This window comes from Agromyces marinus, from assembly GCF_021442325.1.
GTDB classification, from domain to species: Bacteria; Actinomycetota; Actinomycetes; order Actinomycetales; family Microbacteriaceae; genus Agromyces; species Agromyces marinus.
In genome coordinates this window covers 1,952,250-1,968,932 of sequence record NZ_CP087879.1, presented here as the reverse complement: position 1 = coordinate 1,968,932, position 16,683 = coordinate 1,952,250, and the positions used below count along the sequence as shown (strand labels likewise).

Genomic DNA, 16,683 nt, shown 5'->3' with positions numbered 1-16,683 from the left:
GCCGGGAGACGCGATGGAGTACGGCGAGACGCACGAGCGGGCGGTGACGCGTCGGCGCTCCTTCGGCGGCGTGCTCGGCGGGCTCGCGGGCCTGCTCGCGGGCAGCGCGGCGGCGGCCGTCCTCGTCGCGGCCGCGGTGACCCCGGCGATCGCGACCGTCGGCAACGCGGCATCCGACACCATCGACCTCTTCGAGCACCTGCCGAGCTATCTCGAGATCGGCGAACTCTCGGTCAAGAGCAACATCTACGCGACGACGAGCGACGGGAAGCCGCAGTTGCTCGCCTCGTTCTACGACCAGAACCGGGTCGAGGTCGAGTGGGACGAGGTCAGCCAGTACGTCAAGGATGCCGCGGTCGCGGGGGAGGACCCCCGGTTCTACGGGCACAACGGCATCGACCTGCAGGGCACGATGCGTGCTGCCGTCACGACCGCCGCCGGGCGCGACACCCAGGGCGGTTCGTCGATCGCCCAGCAGTACGTGAAGAACGTCCGCGTCCAGGAGTGCGAGCGGGACGCCGTCGACGAGACCGCTCGCGACGGATGCTACGCCGCGGTCACCGAGACCTCGATCGACCGCAAGCTCAAGGAGATGCGGCTCGCGATCGGGGTGGAGAAGCGCTACTCGAAGAGCGAGATCCTCCTCGGGTACCTGAACATCGCGGGCTTCGGCGGCACCGTCTACGGGATCGAGGCCGCGGCGAACTACTACTACGGCACGACCGCAGCGAAGCTGACGCTCGCGCAGGCGGCGTCGCTCGTGGCCATCGTCAACAACCCGGCCAAGTTCCGGCTCGACCGCCCCGACAACGAGGTCAACGGCGCTGCCGACGGCTACGCGACGAACCACGCGCGGCGCGACTACATCCTCCGGGCGATGCTCGCCGAGCGGAAGGTCACCTACGACGAGTACGTCACGGCCATCACCAGCCCGGTCGAGCCGAAGATCACCGAGCCGAGCACCGGATGCCAGACGGCGCGCGGTGCGGCGTACTTCTGCGACTACGTCAAGCACATCCTCCAGAACGACCCGGTCTTCGGCGACGACGAGGCATCGCGACTGCTGAACTTCCGGCGCGGCGGCTACGAGGTCTACACCTCGCTCGACCTCGACCTGCAGGCGGCGGCCGAGCGGGCCGTGACGACCCACGTGCCCGCCACCTATCCGGGATGGGACGTCGGCGGGGTCGTCTCGAGCGTCGAGGTCGGCACCGGGCGGGTGCTCGCGATGGCGCAGAACCGCGCCTACAGCCAGGATCCGAAGGTCCTCGAGCGCGGGCCGCAGTTCACGAGCATCAACTACAACACCGACTTCGACTACGGCGGTTCGCGCGGATTCCAGCCGGGATCGACCTACAAGGTGTTCACGCTCGCCGAGTGGCTGAAAGCGGGGCGCGGTCTCGCCGAACGCGTCGACTCGCGCGTCAAGAGCAACTGGGGCACCTTCCAGGACAGCTGTCTCGGACCGTGGTCCGCGGGCACCTGGAACCCGCGGAACGACGCCAACGAGTCGGGTGCGAACTACAGCGCCCTCGAGTCGACGGTCGGATCCATCAACTCCGGTTTCGTCGGGATGGCGAAGGAACTCGACCTGTGCGGCATCCGCAAGTCGGCCGAGGCGTTCGGCGTGCACCGCGCCGACGGGGATCCACTCTGGCAGGGGCCGACCTCCGTCATCGGCGTCAACGAGGTCGCGCCGCTGTCGATGGCCGTCGCGTTCGCCGGCATCGCGAACAACGGCAGGTCGTGCTCGCCCATCGCGATCGACCGCATCGTCGGACGCGATGGTGCGGAGATCGAACCGCCGAAGACGACGTGCACCCAGGCGGTACCGGGGCCGGTCGCCGCGGCCATGCACACCGCGATGAGCGCGGTCATGACGAGCGGAACCGGCCAGGCCTCGAACGCCGGGACCGTGCCGAGCGTGCCGCTGATCGGCAAGACGGGAACGACCGACGGATCGAAGGACACCTGGATGGTCGGCGCGAGCACGAAGGTCGCCACCGCGGCGGCCGTCGTCAGCGTCAACGGCGACGCGAACCAGCGCGGGATCTACTTCGAGACCGGACGGGCCGCCGAGGCACGGCACCGCATGTGGCCCGAGGTCATGTCCGTCGCCGCTGCGAAGTACGGCGGCGGGGAGTTCACGATGGCCGGCCTCGGGCCGGTCGCGGGGCCGGGATCGTTCCCGGACGGCCGGATCGTCAAGCCGGATCCGCCCGCGCCGTCGAACGACGACGAGCCCGCGAGTGGCGGCCCGGCGGGCGCGAACGGCGGCCCGGGCAACGGCGGCCCTGGCAACGGCAACGGCAACGGGAACGGCAACGGCAACGGCAACGGGAACGGCGACGACTGACGGGCTCGGCGTGCCACCACCGCCGACGGCGTCGCAGCCGTGGCATCCGCTCGCTACAGGTCGAACGAATCGCCGGGTTCGAGCGCCAGGTACTCTCCGCCGACCTGCTCGGTCGCCCAGGCCAGGCGGGCGTTGGAGAGCTCCTTCCCCGCCCGCGAGAGGACCATCTCGTGCGTCGGGAACGCGCGCTTCGGGCGCACGGCCATGACGTAGTCCATGGCCTCGGAGATCTTCATCCACGGTGCACCCGCGGGAGCCGCGAGGACGTCGACCTCGACGCCCTCCGGCACCGCGAACGAGTCCCCGGCGTAGTACAGCGCGTCGTCGACGAGGACCCCGACGTTGTCGATCACGGGGATCGAGGGGTGGATGACGGCGTGGCTGCCGCCGAAGAACCGCAGCCGGAACGGACCGACCTCGACCGCGTCACCCGGCTCGACGCGTTCGACGGCGATGCCGGTGTCGGCGGCGGCCTCGACGACTCCCTTCGGCCCGAACACGCGAACGTCGGGATTGCGTTCGCCGATGCGCGCCAGCTGCTCGGGGGTCCAGTGGTCGTCGTGCAGGTGCGTGATGACGACCGCGAGCGCTCCGGAGGCCTCGGTGATGGGCGTCGTGAACTTGCCGGGGTCGATGAACAGTCGATCGCCGGAATGCTCCACCACGAGGGCGGCGTGCTCGAGCTTCGTGACGCGCATGCTCCGAGCCAACACGTCCGGCGGCGCGCGCGCAACCGTCGGCGCCTGCCATGATCGCTCCATGCCGCCCAAGCCCCGCCGCCTCCTGCTCGCGGTGAACCCGACCGCGTCGTTCGGCCGTCATCGCACCATCGGGCCGCAGGCCGCCCTGCGGCTCGAGGCGGCGGGCTATGAGGTGACGGTGCTCGAGGCGGCGAACTTCGAGCTGCTCCGGCAGGAGGTTCAGGCGGCGTTCGCGCTGGGAACCGACGGGCTGGTCGTCGTCGGCGGCGACGGGATGGTCTCGCTCGGCGTGAACGTGCTCGCCCGCAGCGCGGTCCCGTTGGGCGTCATCGCGGCGGGGACCGGCAATGACCTGGCCCGGGCGCTCGGGCTGCCGCACGACGACCCGGAGGTCGCGATCGACGCGCTCGTCGAAGCGCTGCGGCGCCCGCCGCAGCCGATCGACCTGGGGCTCATGCGCCACGGCGGCCTGCACACGTGGTTCGCGTGCGTGCTCTCGGCCGGGTTCGATGCGGTCGTGAACGAGCGGGCGAACCGGATGTCGCGTCCGCGCGGGCCGAGCAGGTACACGCTCGCCCTGCTGCGCGAACTCGCGACGTTCCGGCCGCGACGCTATGCGATCACCCTCGACGGCGTTCGCCGCGAGCAGGCGGCGATGCTCGTCTCGGTGGCGAACACCCCGTCGCTCGGCGGCGGCATGCGGATCGTTCCCGAAGCGGATGTCGCCGACGGGCGGTTCGACGTGTTCATCGTGCATCCGATCTCGCGTCTCGGGCTGCTCGGCGTGTTCCCGCGCGTGTTCGCCGGCGCGCACGTGGACCATCCCGCGGTCGAGATCGTGCGGGCCGAGCGCGTGCGCCTCGAGGCCGACGACATCGTCGCGTATGCGGACGGGGAGCGGGTCGGAACGCTGCCGATCGACGTCGAGATCGTGCCCGGCGCGCTGTCCGTCTTCGCGTGAGGGGGAGGGGCGGGGCGCGGGCCGCCTCGATTTGGAACGCGTGCGAGTCGTATGCCATACTCGTACACGTCGCAGCGAGGCCCCATCGTTTAGCGGCCTAGGACGCCGCCCTCTCACGGCGGTAGCGCGGGTTCAAATCCCGCTGGGGTCACCAATGACAGGCGAACGCCCCCGCATCATGCGGGGGCGTTCGTCGTTTCCCGGGGCGTGCCCTAGACTCGTCCGAGCGAAGGGGAGTATCCCGTCGAGGCATGCCGCCTCGAGACCACGATCGTCAATACGAGCGCCGCAGACGTCGCTCCGGTCGTGGCGGCGCAGTGCCTGCGCGGGGAGAGACTTTCGGTCCTGAACGTCTCCTTCCGAAAGGCCACTGCGTGACCGCCCTCCCTCTCTGGTTCGAAGTCGGCTCCCTCGTCGTGCTGACGGTGATCCTGATCGCCGACCTGCTGCTCGTGATCAAGCGCCCGCACGTGCCCTCGTTCCGCGAATCCACGCTGTGGGTCGTGTTCTACATCACGCTCGCGCTGATCTTCGCCGGCCTCATGTTCGTCATCGGCGACGCCGAGCAGGGCGCGCAGTTCCTCGCGGGCTGGCTCACCGAGTACAGCCTGTCGATCGACAACCTGTTCGTGTTCGTGATCATCATGTCCAGGTTCGCGGTGCCGAGGAAGTACCAGCAGGAGGTGCTCATGGTGGGCATCATCCTGGCGCTCATCCTGCGCGGCATCTTCATCCTGCTCGGCGCGCAGCTCATCGCGAACTTCAGCTGGATCTTCTACATCTTCGGCGCGTTCCTGGTCTACACCGCGGTGCAGCAGGCGTTCGGCGACCACGAGGACGAGGGCGGCGACACGGCGCTCATCCGCATGCTGCGCCGCCGGCTGCCGATCACGAACGACTACGACGGCATCAGGCTGCGCACGATGATCGACGGTCGCCGGTTCTTCACCCCGATGCTCATCGTGTTCGTGGCGATCGGCACGACCGACCTCATCTTCGCGCTCGACTCGATCCCGGCGATCTTCGGGATCACCCAGAGCCCGTTCATCGTCTTCACCGCGAACGTGTTCGCGCTCATGGGCCTGCGCCAGCTCTACTTCCTGCTCGGCGGCCTGCTCGAGCGGCTCGAGTACCTCAAGTACGGCATCGCGTTCATCCTCGCGTTCATCGGCGTGAAGCTCGTCTTCCACGCGATGCACGAGAACGAACTGCCGTTCATCAACGGCGGCGAGCACATCGAGTGGGTTCCGGTGATCTCCACGTGGACCTCGCTCGCGGTGATCGTCGGGGCGATGGTCGTCGCGACCGTCGCGAGCGTCGTGAAGGCCAACCTCGACGCCCGCCGGCGCGGTCACACGCTCGGCGAGGAGATCCCGCACTTCACCGAGGAGCCCGAGCGCGACGTGGACGAGTCCCAGGCGTCCCGCTGATCGGAGCGCCCGCGCGGCGTCGCATGGCGCGGGCGAGGCGCATCGCTTGCTAGCGTGGATCGACTGCGCCCGGCGCAGACGACTTCTGCCCTGGCCAGAGAGGACCCGAACCTCGTGACGAGTGACGTCGGCGGCGTCGTGCCCATTCCGAGCGGGTCCGCGCGGATCGCGCACAGTGCCCGCACCCATGTCGGCAACGTGCGCGCGGTGAACGAGGACTCCGTGCTCGCGCAGCCTCCGATCTACCTCGTGGCCGACGGCATGGGCGGGCACGCGCGCGGCGACGCCGCGAGCCGCGCCGTCGTCGACACGTTCCGCCGCCACCTCGACGCCGGCGTGCCGTCGACTCCGGCCCAGGTGCTCGACGCGATCCACAGCTCCAACGACGTGGTCCGGGCGCTCTCGGAGGAGGGCGACGAGGGCACGGCGGTGGCCGGCACGACCCTCGCGGGCCTCGTGCTCGTCGATGCCGGCGACGGCCGCGGCATCCACTGGATGGTCTTCAACGTCGGCGACTCGCGCGTGTACGCGTGGGACGGCCGCAGGCTCGACCAGGTGACCGTCGATCATTCCGCGGTGCAGGAGATGGTCGACGCCGGGGTGCTCCGTGCGGAGGATGCCGAGCGGCACCCGGATCGGAACGTGATCACGCGCGCGATCGGCGCCGACGAGCATGTCGAACCCGACGTGTGGCTGGTCCCCGCGGTCGGTCGCCAGGTGTTCCTCGTCTGCTCGGACGGCCTGTCGAAGGAGGTCCCCGACGACGAGATCGCGCGGGTCCTCGCGGGCGGTTCGACGCACGACGCGGGGCTGGCCGGCGACCTGGTCGATGCGGCCCTCGCGGCCGGGGCGCGCGACAACGTCAGCGCAGTCGTCGTCGAGAGCGACCTCGGCGGCGAGGCCGACGACGACGGCACGACGCGCGATCGCGACGGAGAGCTGGTCGCGGGCGTCGAGGAGACCCGCCCGCGGAAGGGGGAGAGCGGTGCCGGACTACCTGCCTGACGCCGGCGGCCGTTGGCTCGCCGCGGTGCGCGATGACGCGCTGCTCGTGCTGCCGGCCGACCGGATCGAGGACCTCCGGGCGCTCTGGCCGGGCCTGGGGGCGACGGATGCCGCGGCGCGCGTCATCGATCGACTCGCCGCCGGCGGGGTGACCGCAGCGCCGAGCTTCGCACTCGTCACCCGGGAGCGGGGCAGCGGCAGCGTGCGCACGCTCGTCCGCGGTCCGGTGCGGGTCCGCGTCGGCGACGTCGAGGTGTCGGGCGCCGGAGTGTCGACGTGGCAGGAGTCGGTCGTCGAAGGTTCACCCGACGTCCGCGTCGACACCGGCGCGTCGGGCTCAGACGAGCCGTTGCCGATCACGGCGGGCGTCGTGGCGGCCCGCGTGATCGAGTGGAGCGCCGACGACGCCCCGGCCGCCTCCGCGCCGCGGGTCGAGTCCGCGGCTGCTGCAGGATCAGCGGATGCCGCGGCTGCGGCGGTTCCGGCAGGATCCGCGGATCGCGCCGACGTCGATCCGGCGAGGTCCGCGGGCGACGACGAGCCGACCGAGGCGACGATGGTTCCCGAAGACACGGTCGTCGGCATCTCGCGCCGCGAGCGACCGCGGTTCGATCGCGCGGATCCCGCGCCGCCCGCGGCGCCGCCCGCCGCGCCCGCGTCCGCGCCCGCGTCGGCGTCCGTGCCCGTCATCGTTCCCCCCGACTTCGGGCCCGTGGGCGGGGCGGCCGCGCAGCCCGCTCGCGTCCCCGCACCGGACGGCCCCGCCGGGCACGCCGCGCACGGCGGGCTCGGAGACCACGACGGCCTCACGGTGATCGGAGCCGACATCCGTCGCATGCGCACCGAGCGCGAGCGCCCGGACGACTCCGCACCGGTGCCGGCCGGGGTCGGCGCGAGCCCCCAGCGGCCGGCCGCGCAGGGGCTCGCACTGCGCCTGCCCGACGGGTCGATCGAACCGATCGTCGGCGAACTCGTGCTCGGACGAGCGCCCGCGATCGGTCGGGTCACCGGGACGAGCATCCCCCGACCGGTGGTGATCGGCGCCGGCGACCCCGACATCTCCCGGACGCACCTCCGCGTGGCCGTCGAGGGCGGCACGGTCGTCGTCACCGACCTCGAGTCGCGCAACGGCACCCACGTGGTCGCCCCCGGCCAGTCGCCCGTGCGGCTGCGCCCGACCGAGCCCACGCCAGTGCTCGCCGACACCGTCATCGACCTCGGCGGCGGCTGGAGCGTCCAGGTGGTGAACCGCTGATGCGCCGCACGCCGTCCGTACCGCCGGAGCTGCCCGGCTACACGCACCTCGGGCTGCTCGGTTCGGGGGGATTCGCCGACGTCTTCCTCTACGAGCAGCGACTTCCGCGCCGGAAGGTCGCCGTCAAGGTGCTGCTCGCCGACGACATCGACCAGGCCAGTCGCGCGCAGTTCGTCGCCGAGGCGAACCTCATGGCGCGCCTGTCGGCCCACCCGTTCATCGTCACGATCTTCCACGCCGACGTCTCGGCCGACGGCAGGCCGTACTTCGTCATGGAGTACTGCTCGGGGCCGAGCCTGTCGGAACGGTACAAGCGGCAGCCGCTCACCGTCGAGGACGCGTTGCGCACCGGCATCCGCCTCTCCGGCGCGGTCGCGACCGCGCACGCCGCCGGCATCCTGCACCGGGACATCAAGCCCGCGAACGTGCTCACCAACGACTACGGCTGGCCGGCGCTGAGCGACTTCGGCATCTCGAGCGACCTCGAGGGCGAGCTCCCCGTGCACACCATGAGCTTCGCCGGGGATGCATCGGCGACCGGGTCCGCGTCCGGCTCGGACCGCGCCGCGGTGGGCATGAGCGTGCCGTGGTCGCCGCCCGAGATGTTCGAGGACGACCCGCGACCCGACCCGAGCAGCGACGTGTTCGCGCTCGCGGCGACCGTGCACACGCTGCTGGCCGGGCGCACGCCGTTCGAGGTCCCCGGGCGGCCGAACGGCCCGCTCGACCTCATCGGGCGCATCGAGCGCGGGCGGGTCACCCCGATCGGGCGCGACGACGTCCCGGCGAGCCTCGAGGCCGTGCTCGCCACGGGCATGGCCGTGGATCGCGCGGAGCGCTACCAGAGCGCCGTCGAACTCGGCCGCGCGCTCCAGCGCATCGAGCTCGAACTCGGGTACACGGTCACCGGCATCGAGGTCCCGAACCTCGGCGCGGCGACCCGCGATCCCGCGCCGGCCCCGAGGGCGCCGGTCCGGCCGGCGGAACCGACGCGGGGGCACGCGGGGCCGGGCTCGGACGCGACGCAGGTGCGCGGTGTGCGGCAGGTCTCGGCGCAGCCGGTGGCGTCCGCCGCGCCCATCGCCTCCGTCGCCCAGGTCGACGACGGCACCGTGATGCGCCCGGCACCGCGTGCGGCTGCGGCGGGCGATCGGGTCGGCGACCAGGTCGAGGGAGCGACCCTCGCGGCGCCCCGGCGAGGCTCGGCCGAGGCATCCGCCCAGCGGGCCGAAGCGGCCGCACCGTCTCGGCGCAGGCGCGCGGTCGCCGCCGCGATCACGGTCGCCGCCGGGCTCGCCGTCGTCGCCGCGGTCGGTGCGGCCGTCGTGCTCGGCGGCGGATCGGATCGCGACGGCGATGACGACCTCGCCGCCCCGTCGGCCCCCGAGAACGCCGTGGTCGCCGCGACCGTGCCGACCCCGGAGGTCGCCCCGGGCACGATCGCCGGCGGGCGAGCGGTGTTCGCCGTGCAGCACGAAGGCGCCGAGGAGGGCGATCGCTATCGCTGGCAGCGGGCAGACGGAGCCGGATCGCTCGCGGTCGCCGAGGGCCCGGAGATCGTCGTCGACGGTGTCGAGGCCGGGCAGACGGTGTGCATCGAGGTCCAGGTGCAGCGCGGGAGCAAGACCTCCGAGCCCGTGACGGAGTGCACGTCGTGAGGCCGCTCCGCGTGGAGTACTGCGGTGAGTGGCACACCGTCGAACCGGGGTCGACGTTCACCATCGGCCGCGAGTCCGACCTGACGATCGACGACAACCCGTACCTGCACCGCACGTTCCTCACGCTCTCGAGCGAGTTCGGGCTGTGGTGGCTCTCGAACGTCGGGCAACTGCTCTCCGCGACGGTCTCCGACGCCACCGGGAGCGTGCAGTCCTGGGTCGCGCCGGGCGCGAAGCTCCCGCTCGTGTTCAAGTCGGTGCACGTCATGTTCAGCGCGGGGGCGACCACCTACGACTTCACCGTCCACGCCGAAGAGGACTTCTACAACACCTCGCTCACCGCGTCGCCCGCCGAGCACGGGACGACGATCATGCCCGTGACGCTCACGACGAGCCAGCGGCAGCTCATCGTCGCGCTCGCCGAACACGTGCTCTCGCAGCCGACCGCGGGCCGTGCGACAGTGCCGTCCTCGGCCGAGGCCGCGGCGCGGCTCGGCTGGAGCATGACCACCTTCAACCGCAAGCTCGACAACGTGTGCGAGAAGCTCGACAAGGTCGGCGTCGACGGGTTGCGCGGCGGCCGGGGCAGGCTCGCGGTGAACCGTCGCGCGAGGCTCGTCGAGTACGCCGTCGCGACCCGGCTCGTGAGCGCCGACGACCTCGACCTGCTCGATCGTCCGCCTGCGAGCGAGGCGCGCGGCGCACCCGGATGACGCCGGGTGACGTCGCGCACGGTGGGGAGCACTCCCCATTTCTGAGGATTTCCTCCGCATGTTAGGTTGATCCGCGTCCGCCGGTCCTCCGGCAGCGACATCCGACGCCCTACCGACGGAACGTACCGGGGGAGACGAACTGTGGTCAGCTTGAGGTCCTGGGCGAGCTCGCGCCGCAACGTCGTCACGGCCGCGACCCTCGCCGTGCTCGTCGCCGTGCCCGTCGGGTTCGCCGCGGCGTACGAGGGCTTCCCGGTGACCGACCCCGATCTCCGGGTCCGCGAGGTGTGGGTCACCAACGGCGAGGAGCTGCTCGCAGGCCGGCTGAACCGGCAGATCGAGGAACTGGATGCCGCGGTCGCGGCGGCCTCGAACGAGGTCGACGTGTTCCAGCACGGCGAGGATGCCTTCCTCTTCGACCCGGCCGTCGGAACGATCGAGCGCATCGATCCCTCGTTCACCACGCTGGTCCAGCGCATCGACGTGCCGCCGTCGTCGACGGTGGCCTACGGCGGCGACGTCTTCGCCGTCCTCTCACCGGACGGCGAGCTGTGGCGGGTGCCCGCCGACGGCGACCTCGCGTTCGACTTCCGGGGCACCGACCCGATCGCCGAGCTCGGAGCCGATGCCCGAGTCGCGGTGTCGGAGGCGGGCACGATCATCGCGACCTCGCCCTCCGACGACGAGCTCGTGACCCTCGAGGTCTCGCAGGCCGAACCGACCACCTCGAAGCTGGCGGCGTTCGGCGAGCACCAGCTCGCCGCGGTCGGCGAACGTGCCGTCGTGCTCGACACCGAGCGCGGCGCCGTCGTCGTGGGCGATCGAGAGATCGACCTGCCCGAGGCCGCGCTGCGGATCCAGCAGTCCGGGCCCGAGCACGACTCGGTGCTCCTGGCGACCGCGACCGGCCTGCTCGAGGTCCCGCTCGGCGGAGGCGCCGTCCTGTCGATCCCGAACGGCGGCGAGGTCGCCGCGGCCGGGGCCGACGAGGTCGCGGCCCCCGTGCGGCTGGGCGAGTGCGCCCACGGCGCCTGGGCGGGCGGTTCGGGCCGCTACCTGCTCGCGTGCGACGGCGAGGAGCCGGCACCGGTCGTCATCGACCAGCCGACCGCGGGTGCGCGCCTGGAGTTCCGCGTCAACCGCGACGTGATCGTCCTGAACGACCTCGCGAACGGCAACGCCTGGCTCGTCGACTCCGACCTGCGCCTCGTCGACAACTGGGAAGAGGTCACGCCTCCGGAAGAGAGCGACGAACTCGAGGGCGACGAGAAGTCGGCCCAGCAGACCTTCGAGGACACGCTCGCCGAACGCACCGACGTGAACCGACCCCCGGTCGCCCGCCCGGACGAGTACGGGGTGCGCCCCGCACGCACGACCATCCTCGAGGTCCTCGAGAACGACACCGACCCCGACGGCGACGTGCTGACCATCTCGTCGACCTCGGAGGTCACCGAGGCCGCGGGCCGCCTCGAACTCATCGACGGCGGCCGCGCGCTGCAGTTCACTCCCGCGGAGGGCGCCGCAGGCAGCGTGTCGTTCCGCTACGGCGTCGACGACGGTCGCGGCGGCGTCGCCGAGGCATCCGTCGACGTTCGCATCGTTCCCGATTCCGAGAACGCCGCACCCGTCGCCCTGCGCCAGGGGGCGATCAGCGTCGAGCAGGGCAGGCAGATCGGCTACAACCTGCTCGCGGACTGGAACGACCCCGACGGGGACGACCTCTACCTCGTGAACGCGTCGCCGACCGGCGGCGACCAGGTGCGCTTCAGCCCCGACGGCACGATCACTTTCGAGCACAAGTCCTCCGAGCTCGGCACGAAGGAGGTGCAGTACGCGGTCTCCGACGGGCAGACCACGGCCGCCGGAACGCTCACGGTCGAGGTCAAGCCGACCGGCACCCTGAACCCGGTCGGCACGCCCGACTTCGCGCGCGTGTTCGTCGGCGAGACCGAGCTCATCGAGCCCCTCGTGAACGACCTGTCGCCGTCGGGCGCCGGGCTCGAACTGCTCGGCGTCGAGGACCCGCCCGATGGCGCCTCGGTGGTTCCGAACCCCGAGCGGGGGACGATCGCCTTCTCGAGCTCCGAGCCGGGGGAGTACGTCTTCCTCTACACGCTCGGCGCGGGCGCGGCCACGAGCAACGGGCTCATCCGCGTGCAGGTCGTCGACGAGCCCGCTGAGGCGCAGCCGCCCATCGCGGTGAAGGACACCGCGTACCTCCGGGCGGGGGAGCCGCTCAGCATCCCGGTGCTCGCCAACGACGTTTCGCCCTCGGGCCGGGTGCTCGCGATCCAGTCGATCGACGACTCCGAGGCCGACGGCCTCGCCTCGGTCGAGATCCTGACCAACACCGTGCTCCGGATCACGGCGTCGCAGGCCCTCGACCAGCAGCTCCAGGTCGCCTACACGATCTCCGACGGCGTGGAGTCCTCGACCGCGAGCGTCACGATCGTTCCCGTCCCGCCGCTCGTCAAGCACCAGCCCCCGGTCGCGGTCGACGACGGGGCGATCGTGCGCGCCGGCGACATCGTCACGGTCGACGTGCTCGAGAACGACACCCACCCGGACGCCGAGGCGATGCACGTGCTGCCCGAACTCGTCGAGGTCGAGGCACCGGACGGGCTCGCCTTCGTCGACGGCGACACCGTGCGGTTCCAGGCTCCCGAGGAGCCCGGCGTGTACAGCGCGGTCTACACGGTCGGCGACGACTTCGACCAGTCGGCGCGCGCGACCGTGCGCTTCACGGTGGTCCCGCGCGATGCCGGTGAGAACCGCGCCCCGCTGCCCACGCCGCTGACCTCGCGCACGTTCGCGGGTTCGGGTGTCAAGGTCGACGTGCCGCTCGACCAGCTCGACCCCGACGGCGACTCGGTCACCCTGACCGGCATCGCCTCGACCCCGAGCCTGGGCCGCATCGTCGAGCGCACGAGCACGTCGTTCACCTACGAGGCGCTCCCGGGCTCGGCGGGCACCGACACGTTCACCTACGAGGTGCGCGACACGCTCGGCGCATCGGCGGAGGGCACGATCCGGATCGGCGTCATCCCGCGGCCGGTGGTCCAACTGCCGCCGAAGGCCGTCGATGACGCGATCGAGATGAAGCCCGGCCGCACGGCGTCGATCGAGGTGCTCCTGAACGACTCGGATCCGAGCGGCTACGAGCTGCACATCGCCGACCTGCCCGAGATCGACGAGGACCTCGAGGCCGAGATCCGCGACCGCCGGCGCATCGTCGTGACCGCCCCCGAGCAGGAGGCCGCGTACACGGTCCGGTACGAGATCTCCAACGGCCGCGGCGGGGCCGACAGCGCCTTCCTGCAGATCGCGGTCACCGAGGATGCGGTCATCGAGCCGCCGACCGCCGAGGACCAGGTCATCGAGCCCGAGGAGGTCGTCGACGACACCCCGATCACGGTCGACCCGTTGGCGGACGCCACGAACCCGGGCGGCCTCGTCGAGGACCTCGCGGTCGCGGTCGAGGGGCCGAACGCCGATCGAGCGGATGTCGCCGGCGACGGGACGATCACGGTCGAGCCGGGGAACGAACGCTTCGCGGTCGCGTACCGGCTCACGAACGAGCTCGACGACCTCTCCGCGATGGCCTTCGTGATCGTCCCGCCCGTGCCCGACCCCGAGCAGGAGGACGAGCGGGCCCTGGAGGAGCAGAAGCCCGAGGAGACCGAGCGGCCGAAGACCCCGGAGGAGCTCATCGCCGAGGAGAAGGCGAAGTTCCCGGCCCCCTACCTGAAGGAACTCGGCGAGGTCATCGTGCCGATGAACGGCCGGATCAGCTGGAACGTCGACGACCTCGTCGAGGTGCCGTCCGGGGAACCCGCACTGATCCTGTCGGCTTCGGGGACGAACGTGGCCGAGGAGTCCTTCATCGACGGAACCTCGCTGCAGTACGTTCCCGAACGCGACTACCGCGGCCAGGCCTCGGTGACGTTCGAGGTGACCGACGGCGAGAGCGCGTCCGACCCGGTCGGGCGCACCGCCATCCTGACGATCCCGATCACGGTCGGCGACCCGAACTTCAACGACACGCCGCCGACGTTCACGCCGCGCAGCGAGACCGTCCAGGCCGGCGAGCAGCCGCTCGAGGTCGACCTGCGCTCGTCCACGTACCAGCCCAACCCCGAGAACATCGAGCGCGTCGAGTACCGCAACCTGACCGGCGCGAGCGCCCAGATCGTGGCCGAGGTCGTCGAGGGCTCGATCCTCAGGCTGTCGGCCCCGCTCGGCGTGCAGCCGGGCACGCAGGCGCGCATCGGGTTCGACGTCGTGTTCAACGAGTTCACGGTGCCCGGGTACGTCGACGTGAAGGTCGTCTCCTCGACACGCGCGCTGCCCGATGCGAAGGACGACGGGCCGATCGACATGAAGGTCAGCGAGTCGAGGGCGATCGACGTGCTCGCGAACGACTTCAACCCGTTCGCCCCCGACGCGCCCCTGCGCATCGTGTCGGCCGCGATCGACCAGTCGAGCGTCGGCACGGCGGCCTCGGTGTCGCACACGGCGAGCGGGATCACCGTCCGCACCGGCGCGAGCTTCACGGGAACGCTCAGCGTGATCTACCGGATCCAGGACGGCACCCGCGACCCCGCGCGCGAGGTGCAGGGGCGCGTGAACGTCGTCGTCCGCGACGTGCCGGACCGCCCGGCCGCACCGTCGATCCAGAACTCCGGGAACCAGTCCGTGACGATCCGGTGGGCCGCGCCGGCGAACAACAACTCGCCGATCACGGGGTACCAGGTCGACTACAACGGCACGATCAGGGACTTCGGCGCGGGCGCTGCCGGCGTCAACCAGGCGTTCGCCGGCCTGACCAACGGCACCGCCTACACGTTCCGGGTGCGCGCGAAGAACACGATCGGATGGGGCCAGTGGTCGCCGCTGTCCGCGTCGCGGACACCCTACGGCACGCCCGGCGCGCCCGGCGGACTGACGACGCAGGTCAACGGGTACGCGACCACGAGCGTCGACGTGTCGTGGAACGCGCCCTCGAACACCGGCGGCGGAGCCGTCAGGTACGAGGTGCGGATCGACGGCGGCGGATGGCAGAACTCCGGGCAGGACCGCAGCCACCGGTTCACGGGAGTCGGTGCCGGCTCGCACACCGTCGCGGTGCGCGCGGTGAACCTGGGCAGCGGGAACGCCGGCACCGCCACGTCGAGGACCTTCAGCGTGTCGAACCCGCCCCCGCCGAGCCCGAGCGCCACGGTGAGCAAGGGGGGCGCTGCGCCCTACTGCAACGGATGCCGGTATGTCGTCGCCAACTACCAGGACTTCACTCCCGGCAGCTACTCGCTCACCGTCCAGTACAAGCGGTGGAGCACGAGCAACCCGTGGGAGAACCTGTCGACGTCGACGCACAGCCTGTCGAGGAACGGCAGCGTGCAGACCTCGAGCGGTCTCGGCACCGTGAATCCGAACGAGTTCGTCGCCGTCCGCGTCCGCTTCGTGCGAGGCGGCGAGACCATCTACAGCCAGACGTCCCACTGGGGCCAACTCTGACCGCCCACTGGGGCCAGCTCTGACCACCCACCATCACGAGGATCGAACCACCATGACCGTGACCCAAGACCAGGCCCTCTGGTTCCAGGACGCCTTCTCCAAGCTCGTCGACAACGTCGACCGGGCCATCCTCGGCAAGCGCGAGATCATCGAGCTCGTCGTGACGGCGATGCTCTCCGAGGGTCACGTGCTGCTCGAGGACTTCCCGGGCACGGGCAAGACGGTGCTCGCGAAGGCGCTCGCGAACACGCTCGACGGCACGCACTCGCGCATCCAGTTCACGCCCGACCTGCTGCCCTCCGACGTCACGGGCGTCACGATCTACGACCAGGCGAAGGGGCAGTTCGAGTTCCACCGCGGCCCGATCTTCGCCTCCGTGGTCCTGGCAGACGAGATCAACCGCGCGAGCCCGAAGACCCAGTCGGCGCTGCTCGAGGTCATGGAGGAGGGGCGGGTCACGGTCGACGGCGTCGGCTACGAGGTCGGCAGTCCGTTCATGGTCATCGCGACCCAGAACCCCGTCGAGCAGGCGGGCACCTACTCGCTGCCCGAGGCGCAGCTCGACCGCTTCCTCATCAAGACCTCGCTCGGCTACCCCGACCACGACACGGCGGTCACCCTCCTGCTCGACTCGGCCAACCGCGCTCGCGCATCGAAGGTCTCGCCGATCATCGCCGCCAGCTCGGTCACGACCATGGCGCAGCTCGCGGCCCAGGTGCACGTGGATGCCGCGGTGCTCGGCTACCTGAACCAGATCGTCTCCGCGACCCGCGACCACCGCGACTCCGCGCTCGGCGTCAGCATGCGCGGGGCGCTCGCACTCGCGCGTGCCACCAAGACCCGGGCGATCTCGCGCGGACGAACCTACGTCACGCCGGACGACATCCGGGAACTCGCGGTTCCGGTGCTCGCACACCGCATCATCGTCGACCCCGAGTCGGAGTTCGCCGGCGTGAGGGCCGAGGAGATCGTCGGCAAGGTCCTCTCCGAGATCGCGCCCCCGGCGTACCGCGCGGCATGAGCCGGGGCGTGTCGGCGCCCGCTCCGCCGTCCCAGAACCGGATCGCGCTGCGCTCGGCGGCTCGGTCCC

10 protein-coding genes and 1 tRNA gene are annotated in these 16,683 nt (G+C 71.3%); 10 read left to right on the top strand and 1 reads right to left on the bottom strand.

The window, feature by feature from the left end:
* The first annotated feature begins 13 nt into the window (after positions 1 to 13).
* A complete protein-coding gene (locus DSM26151_RS09190; RefSeq protein WP_234659267.1) occupies positions 14 to 2,356 on the top strand; it encodes a transglycosylase domain-containing protein in 2,343 nt (780 codons plus the stop codon).
* Positions 2,357 to 2,409: 53 nt separating this feature from the next.
* Here the strand turns inward: DSM26151_RS09190 and DSM26151_RS09185 are convergent, their stop codons facing one another.
* Positions 2,410 to 3,054 carry an MBL fold metallo-hydrolase gene (locus DSM26151_RS09185; RefSeq protein WP_234659266.1) on the bottom strand — a complete coding sequence of 215 codons (645 nt, stop codon included), beginning with the start codon at positions 3,052 to 3,054 and terminating at the stop codon, positions 2,410 to 2,412.
* A gap of 61 nt (positions 3,055 to 3,115) precedes the next feature.
* On the opposite strand from DSM26151_RS09185, the gene DSM26151_RS09180 reads away from it, so the two are divergent.
* From DSM26151_RS09180 to DSM26151_RS09140, 9 genes are all read left to right on the top strand, one after another.
* Positions 3,116 to 4,018: a diacylglycerol/lipid kinase family protein gene (locus tag DSM26151_RS09180; RefSeq protein WP_234659265.1), complete on the top strand. Its 903-nt coding sequence runs from the start codon at positions 3,116 to 3,118 to the stop codon at positions 4,016 to 4,018.
* 78 nt (positions 4,019 to 4,096) lie between these two features.
* A tRNA-Glu gene (locus tag DSM26151_RS09175) sits at positions 4,097 to 4,172 on the top strand.
* Between the two features lie 220 nt (positions 4,173 to 4,392).
* The gene (locus DSM26151_RS09170; protein WP_234659264.1) at positions 4,393 to 5,448 is read left to right on the top strand and encodes a TerC family protein; all 1,056 of its coding nucleotides are present in this window, start codon (positions 4,393 to 4,395) and stop codon (positions 5,446 to 5,448) included.
* A 114-nt stretch (positions 5,449 to 5,562) separates the two neighbouring features.
* Positions 5,563 to 6,453: a PP2C family protein-serine/threonine phosphatase gene (locus DSM26151_RS09165; RefSeq protein WP_234659263.1), complete on the top strand. Its 891-nt coding sequence runs from the start codon at positions 5,563 to 5,565 to the stop codon at positions 6,451 to 6,453.
* Positions 6,434 to 7,708, top strand: a complete 1,275-nt coding sequence (locus tag DSM26151_RS09160; protein ID WP_234659262.1) for an FHA domain-containing protein — start codon at positions 6,434 to 6,436, stop codon at positions 7,706 to 7,708. Before DSM26151_RS09165 ends, DSM26151_RS09160 begins: the two co-directional genes overlap by 20 nt.
* Positions 7,708 to 9,366, top strand: a complete 1,659-nt coding sequence (locus DSM26151_RS09155; protein WP_234659261.1) for a serine/threonine-protein kinase — start codon at positions 7,708 to 7,710, stop codon at positions 9,364 to 9,366. Before DSM26151_RS09160 ends, DSM26151_RS09155 begins: the two co-directional genes overlap by 1 nt.
* Complete coding sequence (locus tag DSM26151_RS09150) at positions 9,363 to 10,079, top strand: FHA domain-containing protein (RefSeq protein ID WP_234659260.1); 717 nt, start codon at positions 9,363 to 9,365, stop codon at positions 10,077 to 10,079. The genes DSM26151_RS09155 and DSM26151_RS09150 overlap by 4 nt, the downstream gene beginning before the upstream one ends.
* Positions 10,080 to 10,220: 141 nt before the next feature.
* Positions 10,221 to 15,593, top strand: coding sequence for an Ig-like domain-containing protein (locus DSM26151_RS09145; protein ID WP_234659259.1), 5,373 nt, complete (start codon positions 10,221 to 10,223; stop codon positions 15,591 to 15,593).
* A gap of 52 nt (positions 15,594 to 15,645) precedes the next feature.
* The gene (locus DSM26151_RS09140) at positions 15,646 to 16,614 is read left to right on the top strand and encodes an AAA family ATPase (RefSeq protein WP_234659258.1); all 969 of its coding nucleotides are present in this window, start codon (positions 15,646 to 15,648) and stop codon (positions 16,612 to 16,614) included.
* Positions 16,615 to 16,683 lie beyond the last annotated feature (69 nt).